Below are 15,040 nucleotides of genomic sequence, written 5' to 3'. Positions count from 1 at the left end.
TTGTAATAGAGATATCAGGTGTCATTCCTTCGCCGCTTTACCAGGATAAACCATTAAAATTAATTATGTTTTTATAATGAAGGTCCCGCTGCCGCGGGGCCCTTTTGTTGTGCTTTCTATAGTCATCCCCTATAATGGCAATTAATAGAAGAGTTTATTTAAGCCGCTGAGGAAGGTGCCGGGTGGAGATGAAACTGACAACATTACGCTCCGAAATTGAGAATAATCTGCTCCGCTCCGGGTATAACCTCGCCTCATTTGCGAAAGTATCCGGCCTCAACCGGGGGAGTCTTAGCGCCATTCTTCACGGTAATCCGCCTAAGCCGGTTTCCCTGGGGCAACTGGATACGCTCACGAAGGCCTTTGGATTCCCGGAGGGATGGTTCTATACCCTTTATGTAGATGAATGCTTCAGTGAAGATAAGGTCTCGCGCCGCAGGGTGGAGCCCTTTTTAATCCGTTGTGTGGAGATTGGTAAACAGCAGTGTGTCGATGACATTATAAACAGAATCATGGAATATCCCAAACCGCTGGATGTGGTCTACTCGGTAGCGGAGAAATTATTTGCCGGCGGGAAGATTCAGGAAGCAAAGGCCTTTTATAAAATCATTGTTGAACATGAGCAGGACAGCTCTTCCGAACGTCTGGCGATCAGCCAGTACCGTATCTTCAAATCGCTGGAGTCTGTTGTGGATATGGAGGAAATGCTGCGGGCGGTCATCACCTTTGAGCCGTTCCGCGGCCGCATTCCAGACCATCTGCAGCTGGACGGGCTGCTTAAGCTGGCAAATGTCTGCTTCACACTGCACCGGTGGTCAGACATGGAGAGATACACGGATGAGCTGAGGGCACTGGCCGACGGGATTTACCGGGAGCAGCTGCGGAAGAAGACGGGCAGACGTACTGAAGAGTTACATCTGCTGCGGCCGCTGGTGCTGTATTATGCCCATGGACATTTGATGAAGGCAACCGCGCTCACCAAACAGGGGAAATATGAAGAAGCCCAAAGGTTTACGGCTATGTATGCTGACCTGGGCTGGTTTGAACTGCTGGATGAAGAGGGGCTGCGCATCGTCGATGCCTTCCGTTCCTTTGCTGTTGGCAATAGCTTTACCCTGGAAATGCAGGTGGGGAATTTTGCGGTTCTGCCGGATTATACGGCATATATGGCGAAGCAGCCCAGTGAGATTCTGCCCGGCCTGGTGAGTATTCTGGAGGCTGCCAACCGTTTCGGTTTTTCTGTAGATCATGTAGTGGAACAGTTTTCAGCGGAAATGGCCCGGTTCGAACAGCTTCAGGATCCCCTCAACATTGAACGGATCTACCGGCTCGGGTATCAGCTGGCTTTATACTATTCAGAACGCAGACAATATAACCGGGGTATCGATTATATTTTGCAATGTCTCAAGGCAGCAATTCAGCTTAACAGCGCCAAAGACATCCTCGAATGTGTAACGTTATTTGAAGAGAGCCGCGAGAGAGCGGACGGGCAGCAACTGCTGCGGTACGGTGAACTCCTTAAAGGACTAAGAAAAAATCAGGAGCGGGCTGCCAGCAGGGAACGGTGTTCTGCCATGGCGGAGCGTTCCTTCTAAGCGGGTCTCTTAAATGAATTAAACAAACCGCTCCTCCGCCCCCGGCGGGGGAGTTTTGGCGTACTGCAGTGCTGCTGATTTGTTCGTCATTCCGTAATATTTGATAGCGCATTCAATGTTTGACAAAGATTTGTATTGAAAATATAATTAGGTAGCCTAATTAGTATTGTATTTAATTATTAGTTAACCTAAGTAAAATAAGGGGATGGGAAGCATTGGGATAAACAATGAAAATCCAGTCGCACAAAAGCTGTTTATGGCTCTGCGGCAGCTGCGTAAAGCACATGTGCATCAGGCTGTTGAAGGGCATAAGCCAAGTGAAATGACTTTACTGATATGCCTTGCAAGAAAATCGCGTTCTGCGGAGGAAGGGCTCAAAGTATCCGAAATCAGCCGTTTGCTGGGGATAACGCCTCCCACAGTTACGCAGCTTATCAACAGCCTTGAGGCCAAGGACATGGTCGAGAGACAGCCGGATCCTTCTGACCGGAGAGTGGTGCGCATCCGGCTGACGGAGCAGGGCAGAGTGATCACAAGAAAAGCGAGAGAGCATATGGATGCTTCCCTGAACAAGCTGGTGGAATATTTGGGTGAAGAAGAGAGCACCCTTCTGGCGGATCTCTTACTGAAGGTACATGGGTTTATAGAAAATAATCCGCGGCCTGACTTAGACCGGTTACAAATGAACGGAGATGAGAAACTTGATTAAATTGTTAAAAGGACTTAAGCCCTTTCGGTGGGGCGTTGCAGCTGTATTAATCCTGGTCTTTCTGCAATCCATGGGCGATTTGTATCTTCCAACCCTGATGTCCGACATCGTGGATAAAGGAATCGTACATGGCGACCGCGACTATATCTGGAGAATCGGTGCCTACATGCTGCTTGTGGCAGGCGGCGGTGCGCTTTGTTCCGTGATTGCCAGTTATTTGTCGGCGAAGGTAGCCGCAGGCTTCGGGAAAAACACCCGCTCGAAAATGTTCAAACATGTAGAGAATTTTACGCTGCATGAATTTGACAAAATCGGCACAGCTTCACTGATTACACGCACCACTAACGATATTACCCAGGTACAAACCGTATTGACAATGATGCTCCGCATGATGGTCGGTGCTCCGATGATGATGATCGGGGGGATTATTATGGCGGTGTCGGAGGATGCCAAGCTGTCCCTGATCTTTGTAGTTGTAATTCCGGTGCTCGTAGGAGCAATTTTCTTCATCGGGATGAAGGGGCTGCCGCTGTTCAAAGCGATTCAGGTCAAGCTGGATACCTTGAACCGTGTGCTGCGCGAGCATTTGACCGGTATCCGTGTTATCCGTTCATTTAACCGGATCGATCATGAGAACAGAAGGTTCAGTGCAGCCAACCAGGATCTGACGGGAACTGCCATTAAGGTTAACAAAATCATGGCCGGATTAATGCCTGTTATGATGCTTGTCATGAACTTTTCGATGATCGGCATTCTGTATTACGGCGGTATCCGGATTGGCGACGGCGATCTGCAGGTTGGCTCGCTGATGGCTTTTATTCAATATGCGATGCAAATTATGTTCTCCCTGATCATGGTATCCATGATGTTCGTTCTGATTCCCAGAGCTTCCGCTTCCGCACTGCGGATCAACGAAGTGCTCGATATGCAGCCTGAGATCAATGACCCGACTAGAGGAGAGCTTCAGACTACAGCTACAGCCACCAAAAAAGACGGACGTGATGCCATGCATGGCTTTGTCGAATTCGACAACGTGTCCTTCTCCTATCCGGGAGCGGAGCAGCCGGCCCTGTCCGGGATCAGCTTCAGCGCCCGCCCCGGTGAGATTACCGCCATTATCGGCGGTACCGGATCAGGCAAATCTACACTGCTCAGCATGATTCCGAGATTCTATGATGTCATTGAAGGCGCCGTACGGGTGGATGGTGTGGATGTCCGTGAGATGACACAGGAGGATCTGCGCAGCAAGATCGGTTATATCCCGCAAAAGGCGGTGTTGTTCACCGGAACGATCAGCGAGAATATCCGCTACGGTAAAGATGACGCTACCGATGAAGAGGTTATTCATGCAGCAAAGGTAGCGCAGGCATATGACTTCGTCTCGGCGATGAAGGAAGGCTTTAACTCGGAGATCGCCCAAGGCGGCGGCAATGTCTCCGGCGGCCAGAAGCAGCGGCTCTCCATTGCCCGGGCTCTGGTAAGAAAACCGGAAGTATACTTGTTTGACGACAGCTTCTCCGCACTCGACTTTAAGACGGATGCTAAGCTGCGGGCTGCACTTAAAGAGGAGACCACGGAATCAACGGTGCTGATTGTCGCCCAGCGGGTCAGCACGGTTATGGACGCCGACCGGATTATTGTATTGGATGAAGGCACCATTGCCGGAATCGGCAATCACCGCGAACTGATGGAGAATAGTGAAGTGTACCGCGAGATCGTATCCTCGCAGTTGTCAGAGGAGGAAATAGCATGAGTGAGCAAAATCGGCAAGTGAAGCCTCCGGCCCGCCGCGGCGGCGGTTTCGGACCAGGTCACGGCGGACCCGGCATGGGAATGCCTCCGGAGAAGGCCAAGGATTTCAAAGGCACGCTCCGCCGGCTGATCACGTATCTGCGGCCCCGTCAGGTGCAGCTGCTTATCGTGTTTATTACGGCCATAGCCAGTACTGTATTCAGTATTTTCAGCCCGAAGGTCATGGGTAAAGCCACAACCAAGCTGTTCGAAGGAGCTTACGGGCTGCTGATGGGTGTCCCGGGAGCTGCGATTGATTTTGATTATGTGAATAAAATTCTGCTTATTCTGGGCGGTCTGTACCTGTTCAGCGCTTTGTTCAGCTATATCCAACAGTATGTGATGGCTGACGTTGCCCAGAAGGTTGTGTTCGATATGCGTGAGCAGATCAACAGCAAGCTGGAGCGCCTGCCGCTGAAATATTTCGATTCCCGGACCCATGGGGAAATTCTCAGCCGCGCAACCAATGATGTGGACAACATCAGTACAACGCTGCAGCAGAGCTTAACCCAGCTGATTACGTCCATTGTGACCATTATCGGCGTTATCATCATGATGCTGACGATCAGCCCTTGGCTGACTCTGATCACCATAGTTACCCTGCCGCTTAGCTTTGTAGTTATTATGGCGATCACCAAACGCTCTCAGGGATATTTCATCGGCCAGCAGAAATCGCTCGGCCAGTTAAACGGCCACGTGGAGGAAATGTATACCGGTCACCGGATTGTAAAAGCCTTCGGCCGTGAGCAGCAGTCGCTTAACGAGTTCAACAAAATCAATGATGACCTTTATAACTCCGGCTGGCGTTCCCAGTTCATGTCCGGAATGATCATGCCGCTGATGATGTTCATCGGTAATCTGGGGTATGTGCTGGTCTGTGTGGTCGGCGGGATTTTTGTTACTAAGAAGGTTATTGAAGTCGGTGATATTCAGGCCTTCATCCAATATTCGCGCCAGTTTACAATGCCGATTACCCAAACTGCGAACATCGCCAACATTATTCAATCGACGATTGCTTCAGCAGAGCGTGTCTTTGAACTGCTGGATGAAGAAGAGGAAGTGCCTGAGACTTCATCCTCCCTGGCGAAACAGGCCAAAGCTGCGGAAGAAGGTGCTGTGGAGTTCCGCCATGTGAAATTTGGATACAAACCGGATGCGATTCTGATTGAGGACATGAACATTGATGTCAGTCCCGGACAGACAATTGCAATTGTAGGGCCGACCGGTGCCGGTAAAACGACGCTGATCAACCTGCTGATGCGGTTCTATGAAATCAGCGGCGGGGAGATTATCATCGACGGCGTGAATATTACCGACATGAAGCGCAGTGAGCTGCGCAGCAAATTCGGTATGGTGCTTCAGGACACCTGGCTGTTCAATGGTACCATCCGCGACAATATCGCTTATGGCCGGGAAGGCGCGACCGAAGCCGATGTTATCCGGGCTGCCAAAGCTGCGCACGCCGATCACTTTATCCGTACACTTCCGCTCGGCTACAATACGATCCTGAATGAGGAAGCCTCCAATATCTCACAAGGTCAGAAGCAGCTGCTGACCATTGCCCGGGCAATTTTGGCCGATCCTTCGATTCTGATTCTGGACGAAGCGACCAGCAGCGTAGATACCCGGACTGAAGTGCAGATTCAGAAAGCGATGAAGACGCTGATGACCGGCAGAACAAGCTTTGTTATTGCCCACCGTCTGTCAACCATCCGCGACGCTGACCTCATTCTGGTGATGAACCAGGGCAGTGTGATTGAAAAAGGTACGCATGTCGAGCTGCTGGAACAGGGCGGATTCTATGCCGATCTCTATAACAGCCAATTCTCAGGCGATGACCTGCCGGATGCAGGCTAAAGATAGAGCAGCCTAACCCGCTTTAATTAGAATAGTTACCACAAAGGACGAACGCCCTTCTGTTTCAGTAGACTTATACTACTAGAAACAGAGGGGCGTTTCCTGTATCAGAGGGGACAATAAAGTGAAGAATGAAAGAAGTGAAGCTATATTAAATTCACAGTCTATAAAAAAAGATTTGCTTAAAAATTTTAGGGTATATATGATAAGGGTAATAAAATGACCCGCGGCTCATTTTTGTGGGGGCCGGGGTAAAGAGAGGATTGATCAAATGTCGGGCTACGGGAAATGGGTGGCAGGCCGTACTACAAAATGGATCACTCTGCTGATATGGATTGTGCTGGTGGGGATACTTACAGTTCTGTGGCCTTCCGTAAATTCGCAGGTACTGAACAATGCGCAAAATCTTCCCGAAACCGCCCAGTCCGTACGGGCAGCTGCTGTTGCGGAACAGGAGTTTCCAAGCGGCAGCGGTGTGCCGGCACTGCTGGTGTGGCACCGGGAAGGCGGTTTATCGGAGGAGGATTTAGTACATATTATTGCGGTATACGGCAAGCTGGAGCAGAAACCGCTACCGCATCAGAATTATGTACCGCCGCTCGGACAGCTGCCGCCGCAGGCGCTGCAGGCCTCACTGTCGGAGGACCGCAGTACACTGGTCACACCGGTGCTCTTTGATAAGACCGCAGACAGTGATCAGCTGGGTGAAGCGATAACGGAAATGAAGTCAATCATTAGTACGGAGACGGGCAGTGATCCTGCTGCGGCTAAGGTGGACAGCAGTGAACTGAGCATGCGGGTATCCGGCCCTGTTGGAATTTCTATTGATGCAACCGGCCTGTTCAAGGATGCGGATGTCTCCTTGCTGATCGCGACGGTCGTTCTGGTGCTCGTATTCCTGCTGCTGATCTACCGTTCGCCGATTCTGGCGCTGATTCCGCTGGTAGCGGTAGGATTTGCCTATGGCGTGACGAGTCCGCTGCTTGGACTTATGGCCCGGGAGGGCTGGATTGCTGTCGATTCCCAGGCTGTATCGATTATGACCGTGCTGCTGTTCGGCGCGGGAACCGACTATTGCCTCTTCCTGATCTCGCGGTTCCGTCAGATGCTTAAAGTGGAAGAGAACAAAGGGCGCGCACTGCTTAGTGCGATCACCCATTCTTCCGGAGCGATTGCGATGAGCGGCTTCACGGTCGTGCTTGCGCTGTTTGCATTGCTGCTGGCGAAGTATGGAGCCTATCACCGCTTTGCGGTTCCGTTCAGCGTATCCATTCTTATTATGGGTATCGCCAGCCTGACACTGGTGCCGGCTCTGCTGGCGATCTTCGGGCGGATGTCGTTCTTCCCGTTTGTGCCGCGCACACCGCAGATGGAAGCAGAGCGCGCAAGAGCCAAAGGCAAACCGGCTCCAAAGCCCAAAACCCGCAAAAAGGGGATCGGCGGCCTGGTGGTCTCCCGTCCCTGGACGATTGTGGCGGTAACGATTATCGGTCTTGGCATTCTGGCCTCCTTCTCCAGCGGGATTAAATTCACATATGATATCTTGTCTTCTTTTCCGGAGGATATGGAGTCGCGGGAAGGCTTTGATCTGATCGGCTCGCAATTCTCCCCCGGGGAGCTGGCTCCCGCTAAGCTGATCATTGATACGCAAGGAAAAGTAAGCGGAGAAGACTTTAAGGCCGTTTTGGGAGGGATCTCCTATATAAGTACGGTATCCGACCCGCAACAGGGTGCGGTCAATAAGGATATTGTAGGCTTTGATATTGAATTCAAGAGCAATCCGTATTCACTTGAGGCGATGAGCCATATTCCAGCGCTGCAGGAAACGGCTGAGCAGGCGCTGGTTGAATCAGGCCTGGATCATGCGGAAGACAGTGTATGGATCAGCGGGCAGACGGCAACCCAGTATGATACCAAAGAGCTGGGTGAACGCGATACCGACCTGATCATACCGGTGGTTATCGGAATGATTACCCTGCTGCTGCTGATCTATCTGCGGTCGGTGACGGCAACCGTCTACTTGGTGGCAACCGTCATTCTGTCCTTCTTCTCGGCCCTTGGGCTCGGCTGGATTATCATTCACTATGTACTGGGCGCTGATGCGATTCAGGGATCGATTCCGCTGTATTCCTTCGTTTTCCTGGTTGCACTCGGTGAGGATTATAATATCTTCATGATCTCCAATATCTGGAAGAAGCGCAAACGGATGCCGCTGAAGCAGGCGATTGCTGAAGGGGTTAATGAAACCGGATCGGTCATTACCTCCGCCGGGCTTATTCTGGCAGGAACCTTCGCTGTCCTTGCCAGCCTGCCGATTCAAGTACTGGTGCAGTTTGGCATCATTACCGCAATCGGGGTGCTGCTAGATACCTTCATCGTCCGGCCGTTTCTGGTGCCGGCGATCACCGTGCTCTTTGGCCGCCTGGCATTCTGGCCCGGCAAGCATCAGGAGCTGGAGAAACCGCTGCCTGCCAGCGCCGATGAACATTATTAAGGCTGCAGCTTAAGCCTGAACAACAAACAGGGATGCCTTCGCTTAGACCTTTAAGGTCTAAGGCTGGCATCCCTGTTCCTGTATAACCTGCTGCGGTATGCAGGGGGATATTTATTGCTCCGGCTGGCGGCTGATCACAAGCTCGTATTTGTCGAGCGAAGCGCCCAGGATGACTTCATTTCCGCCAGCCCCGCGGTGTGATTCGCGGAAGGAGGGGCTGGCTGTCCAGCCCTTGAACGCTTCCTCGTTCTCCCATACGGTGCAGACTTTCAGCTCTTCCACGCCTTCTTTGGCGGCACTGTGCCATACTTCCAGCCGGACAAAGCCGGGCATGGCCTGTACGCCGTTTGCCCCTCCAAAACGCTGGGCCAGGGTTGCCCCGTGGCCTTCCTTGACCTTTATTGTATTGGTGATGACCAGCATAATAGCAGTTCCCCCTCAAAGTCAAAGTGTCGTAAAGTATCAGCTAAGCCAAGCTTATTTATTGCGGATTAGTCGTCCAGATGCCTGCGGTTTTCAGGAATACGCGATCCGGCAGCTTCAGTGCAGCTAAGGTCAGTTCGGCTACATCCTCCGGCTGCATCATCCGGTCTTCATCGCCGATCTTGAGGCCGGCATTTTCGGCCAGACCTGTATTAACTGTGCTTGGCGTCAGCGCCACGACCCGGATATTGTGCTTGCGCACCTCCTGGGCGAGTGCTTCAGTCATGCCCATAAGGGCAAACTTGGAGGCACAGTAGGCCGAACCGGTAGCAAAGCCGCGTTCACCGGCTGTGGAGGAAATGTTGATGATGTTACCGCTGCTGCGCTCAATCATGGCTGGCAGAGCTGCACGGGTTACATAATAGGTACCGAACAGATTGACCTCCATGTGCTTCTCCCAGTCAGCCGGATCCATTTCCAGGAAGGTGCCGAATTTGGCGATCCCGGCATTATTAATCAGCGCATCGAAGGCACCCAGCTCATGCTGCAGCGAGACAACGGCCCGCTCCGCCTCTTCACGTACAGAAATATCGGCTACAGCAATGCTTACCTTGACATCATAGACTTCGGTCAAGGCTGATTTCAGTGCCTCCAGATCCGCAGATGTTCTGGAGATCAGGCCCAGGTTTGCGCCCTCTTTGGCTAATGCCATCGCTAATGCTTTGCCGATTCCTTTACCGGCACCTGTGATCACAATGCTTTTTCCTCTTAAATCCATGACCTTTCTTCACGCTCCCTATCGCTCGATTATTGAGGTTCCTTTACAACCCTATTATACCTGAGCGGAAGCGGACAATCACTTTTCCGGCGTAAGCTTCGTAAGCGGCAATGTAGCCGGGCCCTCCAGCACCTTACCCTCATAGGAGAAGCGGGAGCCGTGACAAGGGCAATCCCAGGAACGTTCGGCGTTATTCCACTCGCATTCACAGCCCATATGGGTGCAGGTCCGGTCGACCAGATGCAGCTGCCCTTCAGGGTCACGGTAAGCCCCGACGCGTTTGCCGTCATGAAAGACAACCGCGCCCTCATCCGGCTCAAGATCGCTTGTCTTTTTGCGGATAATCTCCACTTTGCCGGCCACCAGCTCTTTGGCGACATTGGCGTTCTGAACAATGAAGTTTTTGATGCCGGGGTTGGCCTTGAAGCGGGAAGGATCGTACAGGCTGCTGTATGGATTCGTCTTCCCCTGAATCTGATCTGCGATCATACGTGCAGCCAGCGTTCCGCTGGTCATCCCCCATTTACCGTAGCCGGTGGCGATATAGATTTCTTCATCTTCTGCTGCCCGTCCGATGTAAGGGACTCTATCCAGTGTAACGAGGTCCTGTGCTGACCAGCGGAAGGGAATTTGCTTAATCCCCAGCAATTCTCCGGCGAACAGCTCCAGCCTCTCATAGTGGCCAAAGGTGCAGATCCCCTGCCCGGTTTTGTGGTTCTCTCCTCCGACAATCACAAGTCTCTTGTCGCCCCATTCCACGGCACGCAGAGAACGTGTAGGATTTCCGGCGCTGAGGTACATGCCGCCCTCAAAGTCCGTTTCCGGCTCGATTGCCAGAGCGTAGGAACGGTCAGCATGCAGGCGTGTGAAGTATAGCCCGCCTCCGTCATAGAACGGGAAATGGGAGGCGGAGATGGCATGACGGCAGCGGATTTGATGCTCGCTGCCTTCGGTGTACAGCGTCAGGCGGTCGCCTTTGTCCACCTTCTCGCCGATCGTGGTGTGCTCGTAGACAATGCCGCCTTTGTCGAGGACAGCCTGCAGCATCCCCTTAAGGTATTCCAGAGGATGGAAACGTGCTTGCCCTGCCAGCTTAATGGCTCCTCCGGCCATCAGCGGCAGCGGGACATGGTCCAGCCATTCTCCCGGCAGACCCAGCTTCTCGTAAGCCTTGAACTCCTTTTCCAGCTGCTTCAGCGTTTTTTCGTCTCCCTGATCGGCATAAAGATAGGCGGACTCATGATGAATTCTGCAGGAAATATCCAGCTCTCCGGCTGTGGCAAGGATCCACTCCAGCGATTCACTATGAGATTGGAAGTAAGCCCGCGCCTGCTCCTCACCGAAATGACTCAGCAGATCATCATAGATCATTCCGTGCTGGGCAGTGATCTTGGCTGTGGTAAATCCGGTAGTTCCGGTAAGAATCTCCCCTGCTTCCAGCAGGGTGACCTTATAGCCAGCCTTACTAAGGAGATAGGCCGCCGTAATCCCCGTTATTCCTGCACCTACGATTGCTACATCTGTAACATGGTCTTCCGCAAGCCTCGGAAAGGAAGGCAGCTCAGTCGTACCTCTCCATAACGATTCCGGAAATTGGGGAAGACCTTGTGAGTTCATGTTCGATGTATTCATTATCCGATCCCTCCATATGCAATATTTCATTTCATTTATTACCACATTACTGGTAAAAGAAACCTGACAGCCCCAGGTGCATGAAATAACGAGTGCTGTACCAAAATAAGGCTTAGCTTCCGGAGATTCCGGCAGAGGAGGATAATGATGCCTGTGCAGCAGATCGTGGAGAAAATATCCGTGGAATGGATCAAAGGACAGCTCGACCATTTTGCGGACCTGGAGGAAAGAATGCTGACGGCGCCTTCGGGGAAGGCAGGCTTACTGTATATCAAAAGCATTACCGACCCGCAGATCATTAACCGGAGTATTATTGCACCCTTTTACGAGATAGATAATCCGGCGGTTTATTCAGAGTATCTGAACTCCTATCCCGGCAGCGAAGAGGGAAAGACAGGAAAGCAGGTGCTGGAGCTGATGCTGAGCGGTTATGCCTGTGTCCACGTCGAGGGGGAATTATGCTTCTTCGATGCCCTGAAGGCGGAGACTAGAAGTGTCAGTGAGAACATGACGGAAAGTGTGACACAGGGTCCATCGGATGCGCTGACCGAAAACCTGGCAGTGAACCTGAACCTGATCCGCCGGCGCTATCAATCCGCAGAACTCAAAATGGAATCGATGGTGATCGGAAATATTTCAAGAACTAAGGTGGCCATCCTGTACGATGACAGCCGGGTGAACCATCAGGTGCTGGACGAGCTGCGGGAAAGGCTCGGGACACTGAGAATAGATATTTTACAGGCTTCAGGAGAACTTGAGAAATATATCAGAAGTGACAAGATGCGTATCTTTCCGAAAACCATAGTGACTGAAAGGCCGGACCGGGTCGTGTTTAATCTGGCCGAGGGAAAAATTGCGGTGTTGCTGGATACTACAGGCTTCGCGATCCTGCTGCCGGTAATCTTCAATGATTTTTTTGTGGCGATGGATGACAAGATCCAGCTTCCTTTTGTAGGCCGGTTCCTGAAGCTGCTGCGGGTGGCCGGCGTAGCCATGACGCTGTGGCTGCCGGCGCTGTACGTAGCCTTTGCCTCCTATAATCCGGAAATTGTTCGTGTGCAGATTGCATTGCTGATTGCCGGGAGCCGGGCAACCGTCCCATATCCTTCCTTTGTGGAAGTGCTGATTATGCTGGTCATGATGGAGTTTCTGACAGAGGCGAGCCTGCGGCTGCCCCGTGCGATCGGACCGACGGCAACGACAGTCGGCGGTCTGATTCTTGGGCAGGCTGCAACGGCGGCCGGACTGGTTGGTAATTTTATGATCATTCTGGTGTCGGCGGTGGCGATCTCCAATTTCATGATTCCTCTGAATATGATGAGCTTCTCGATCCGTGTGCTGAAATATTTCTTTATTATAGCGGCAGCTATTCTCGGCCTAGTTGGTGTGGTGGTCTGCCTGGTCGGATTTACGATGTATCTGTGCAGCCAGCGCAGCTTCGGCCAGCCGTATTTCAGAATGTTCTTCCTGGATAGCCTCGGAACCTCCGGCAAGCAGAAGGGTGGCGGGCACTGATGAGTCAGAGCCGCTATTTTTACTGGCTTTTTTTAATGAACAGCCTGATCAATATCATTAATTTTGTCCCGAGAGAACTTGTGGATACACGCTTTAAGGGAGCGCAAACCTCAATCCTTGCGGCAGTAGTGGTGGGAACGGTATTTATCTATCTTTTCACCGCACTCATGGCGAAGTTTCCGGGTAAAGGCGTTCAGGAGATCATGGACACCACGTTTCCCAGAGGTATCACCATTCCGCTGATGGTTATCTTCGCTGCTCTATGGTGTGCAGCCGGACTGATTACGATCCTGTCGTTTGTCGATATTACACTGCGATTTATCAGCCCGGATACCGGCCCGTACCTGGTAGTAATCGGCTTTCTGATTGTTGTCTGTTTTTGCGCCTGTCTAGATTCGCTGACTCTGCTGTACGGGATGGAGGTGATGCTGGGAATCAGCGTGCCGTTAATACTGTATACGCTTATCAAAGCGGTGACTAATCCGCATTTCAGCTGGGATGCTGTTCTGCAGATCATTACTTATTTTCCTCATGCACCGGACGTCAAAAGCATTGCCGCAGCCACGTTCTCCTTCAGCGGTTATATCAATATGGCTGTATTCAACCGGGTGTTGCCCAAGCTGCGGCTGAAGCACCGCTGGATCTTGGGGGTTCAGGGACTGGCAGTGCTGCTGTTGACCTTCTATGTTCCCATCGGCTACTTCGGCACGGTTGCGGTGGAAAAACATATTTACACGTGGTTTTCTACGGCAGACAGTATCCGGATAAATACTTTTTTAATTGAGCGGATGCTGTTTATTTTTTATTTCGCTTATCTTAATTTGTCGCTCACCAGTGTGATTATCCATTGGCATGTGGGCAAGGAACTGCTGACCGGGCTGTTTCCCTCCGGCAAAAGCCCAAAGTCCAAGGCAAGCATATGGAGGGGGCCGGCTATACTCGGCTTGTTCAGTGTTATTACCCTGATCTTAATGAGGCTGGATCAATACCAGCTTAATGTTTTAGGCATATGGTTTCTGCATGCCCGCTGGGGAGGGGAATTCCTGCTGATTATGCTGCTGTTCTACTGTTATACCGTGCTGAGGAGGCGGAATCCGTGAGGAGATTGCTGCTTGTGATCGGGCTCCTGCTATTGTGTCTGACAACAGGCTGTGAATATAAGGATATTGACCGGCGGATATTTGTGGTAGCGATTGGCATTGATCCCGGAGAGCAAAAGGAACATTTCAAGGTCAGCCTGAAGCTTGCGATTCCCCAGGGGGACGTGACCAAGATTGACGAAAAGATGCAGATTCTGACCGAGGAATCCTCTAGTATTTCCGAAGCGCTGCGCAGAATGAAATCCAAGGTCGAGAAGGAACTGGACTACGTGCACTGTAAATCACTGATCATAGGGGAAAAACTTGCGGCGGAGGATATTAGGCATGTCCTTGACTGGGCCGTGCGCCGCAGGGATATCCAGCTTATTCTTAATATAGCCGTTGGGCGCCCCGAAGCGCTTAAGGTCATCGAGGTAAAACCCCCGTCAGAGCGGATTCCCTCCAACTCGCTGATTATGGCCATGAGCGGACAAGGGACAGAATCACCTTTCATTGCCAGTGTATATTCGTATCAGCTGATGAGGAATGTCTATGAGAACGGGAAGGACCCCATTCTGCCGGTTATTGAAGCGCAGGGCAAAGAACAGTTTCTCATTAATAAAATCGCCCTGCTGGATAAACAAAAAATCCGGCTGGTGCTGAGCCCAAATGAAACCAGGCTGTTTAATCTGCTTACCCGCTCTAACCTGCGGACGAATTTTCCGGCTAAGGTGGATAACGGGAGATACCAGTACTATTCAGAGAGCAGCTCATCCAGCTACCGGATTATCACCTCTAAGGAAGGCGGACCTGCTATCCGCTACAAAATCAAAATCAAGGGCATTCTCGAGGAGAGCAGTACGCAGGAGATCGTCACCCACAGCCTGCTGCGGCAAATATCTGACGCCGGGGCGGAAGCCCTGAATCAGGATGTTGGAGCCTTGCTGTATAAAGTGCGGGATAGCGGACTCGACCCTTTCGGCTGGGGAATCCACTATGGAGCCCGTCACTGGGATAACAGCACAGAATTCAGGGATTGGGAGAGGTTGTATCCCCGGCTGAAGTTTCAGGTGGAAGCTGCAGTGGAGGTGAAATATTCCGGAATGATCAGGTAGGCGGCAGATTGGATTGACGCTAGGGTATTCAGGATTTATACTTGATCTAAAA

At 51.7% G+C, this 15,040-nt stretch carries 11 protein-coding genes; 8 read left to right on the top strand and 3 right to left on the bottom strand.

Features of this window, described 5'->3' with window-relative positions:
* Positions 1-188: 188 nt before the first annotated feature.
* From QU597_RS27160 to QU597_RS27140, 5 genes are all read left to right on the top strand, one after another.
* The gene (locus QU597_RS27160) at positions 189-1,595 is read left to right on the top strand and encodes a DNA-binding protein (RefSeq protein WP_310833424.1); all 1,407 of its coding nucleotides are present in this window, start codon (positions 189-191) and stop codon (positions 1,593-1,595) included.
* A gap of 205 nt (positions 1,596-1,800) precedes the next feature.
* Positions 1,801-2,304, top strand: a complete 504-nt coding sequence (locus tag QU597_RS27155; protein ID WP_310830597.1) for a MarR family winged helix-turn-helix transcriptional regulator — start codon at positions 1,801-1,803, stop codon at positions 2,302-2,304.
* On the top strand, positions 2,297-4,057 hold the full coding sequence (locus QU597_RS27150; RefSeq protein WP_310830596.1) for an ABC transporter ATP-binding protein: 1,761 nt from the start codon (positions 2,297-2,299) through the stop codon (positions 4,055-4,057). Before QU597_RS27155 ends, QU597_RS27150 begins: the two co-directional genes overlap by 8 nt.
* Positions 4,054-5,952, top strand: coding sequence for an ABC transporter ATP-binding protein (locus QU597_RS27145; protein WP_310830595.1), 1,899 nt, complete (start codon positions 4,054-4,056; stop codon positions 5,950-5,952). The genes QU597_RS27150 and QU597_RS27145 overlap by 4 nt, the downstream gene beginning before the upstream one ends.
* Before the next feature lie 271 nt (positions 5,953-6,223).
* A complete protein-coding gene (locus QU597_RS27140) occupies positions 6,224-8,446 on the top strand; it encodes an MMPL family transporter (RefSeq protein WP_310830594.1) in 2,223 nt (740 codons plus the stop codon).
* A gap of 111 nt (positions 8,447-8,557) precedes the next feature.
* On the opposite strand, the gene QU597_RS27135 is transcribed toward QU597_RS27140, so the two are convergent.
* The 3 genes from QU597_RS27135 to QU597_RS27125 form a co-directional block, all read right to left on the bottom strand.
* Positions 8,558-8,869, bottom strand: coding sequence for an antibiotic biosynthesis monooxygenase (locus QU597_RS27135; protein WP_310830593.1), 312 nt, complete (start codon positions 8,867-8,869; stop codon positions 8,558-8,560).
* 58 nt (positions 8,870-8,927) lie between these two features.
* Positions 8,928-9,647 (bottom strand): 3-ketoacyl-ACP reductase, encoded by a 720-nt coding sequence (locus QU597_RS27130; RefSeq protein WP_236335022.1) that lies wholly within the window; start codon positions 9,645-9,647, stop codon positions 8,928-8,930.
* Positions 9,648-9,725: 78 nt separating this feature from the next.
* A complete protein-coding gene (locus QU597_RS27125) occupies positions 9,726-11,279 on the bottom strand; it encodes an FAD-dependent oxidoreductase (RefSeq protein ID WP_310830592.1) in 1,554 nt (517 codons plus the stop codon).
* Positions 11,280-11,426: 147 nt separating this feature from the next.
* Here QU597_RS27125 and QU597_RS27120 point away from each other — a divergent pair, with 147 nt between their 5' ends.
* The 3 genes from QU597_RS27120 to QU597_RS27110 are packed head-to-tail and all read left to right on the top strand — an operon-like array spanning position 11,427 to position 14,988.
* Positions 11,427-12,794, top strand: a complete 1,368-nt coding sequence (locus QU597_RS27120) for a spore germination protein (RefSeq protein ID WP_310833423.1) — start codon at positions 11,427-11,429, stop codon at positions 12,792-12,794.
* Positions 12,794-13,894, top strand: a complete 1,101-nt coding sequence (locus QU597_RS27115; RefSeq protein WP_310830591.1) for a GerAB/ArcD/ProY family transporter — start codon at positions 12,794-12,796, stop codon at positions 13,892-13,894. The genes QU597_RS27120 and QU597_RS27115 overlap by 1 nt, the downstream gene beginning before the upstream one ends.
* Complete coding sequence (locus QU597_RS27110; protein WP_310830590.1) at positions 13,891-14,988, top strand: Ger(x)C family spore germination protein; 1,098 nt, start codon at positions 13,891-13,893, stop codon at positions 14,986-14,988. The genes QU597_RS27115 and QU597_RS27110 overlap by 4 nt, the downstream gene beginning before the upstream one ends.
* Positions 14,989-15,040: the final 52 nt, after the last annotated feature.

It is taken from the genome of Paenibacillus pedocola (genome assembly GCF_031599675.1).
Lineage (GTDB): Bacteria > Bacillota > Bacilli > Paenibacillales > Paenibacillaceae > Paenibacillus_AQ > Paenibacillus_AQ pedocola.
This window is presented reverse-complemented; position numbering and strand designations above follow the sequence as displayed.

Excerpts from the sequence above, each read along its gene's own strand:
- QU597_RS27145 (WP_310830595.1), top strand. The coding sequence starts at position 4,054 with ATGAGTGAGCAAAATCGGCAAGTGAAGCCTCCGGCCCGCCGCGGCGGC.
- QU597_RS27130 (WP_236335022.1), bottom strand. The coding sequence starts at position 9,647 with ATGGATTTAAGAGGAAAAAGCATTGTGATCACAGGTGCCGGTAAAGGA.
- QU597_RS27135 (WP_310830593.1), bottom strand. The coding sequence starts at position 8,869 with ATGCTGGTCATCACCAATACAATAAAGGTCAAGGAAGGCCACGGGGCA.
- QU597_RS27125 (WP_310830592.1), bottom strand. The coding sequence starts at position 11,279 with ATGAATACATCGAACATGAACTCACAAGGTCTTCCCCAATTTCCGGAA.
- QU597_RS27115 (WP_310830591.1), top strand. The coding sequence starts at position 12,794 with ATGAGTCAGAGCCGCTATTTTTACTGGCTTTTTTTAATGAACAGCCTG.
- QU597_RS27160 (WP_310833424.1), top strand. The coding sequence starts at position 189 with ATGAAACTGACAACATTACGCTCCGAAATTGAGAATAATCTGCTCCGC.
- QU597_RS27140 (WP_310830594.1), top strand. The coding sequence starts at position 6,224 with ATGTCGGGCTACGGGAAATGGGTGGCAGGCCGTACTACAAAATGGATC.
- QU597_RS27120 (WP_310833423.1), top strand. The coding sequence starts at position 11,427 with ATGCCTGTGCAGCAGATCGTGGAGAAAATATCCGTGGAATGGATCAAA.
- QU597_RS27155 (WP_310830597.1), top strand. The coding sequence starts at position 1,801 with ATGGGAAGCATTGGGATAAACAATGAAAATCCAGTCGCACAAAAGCTG.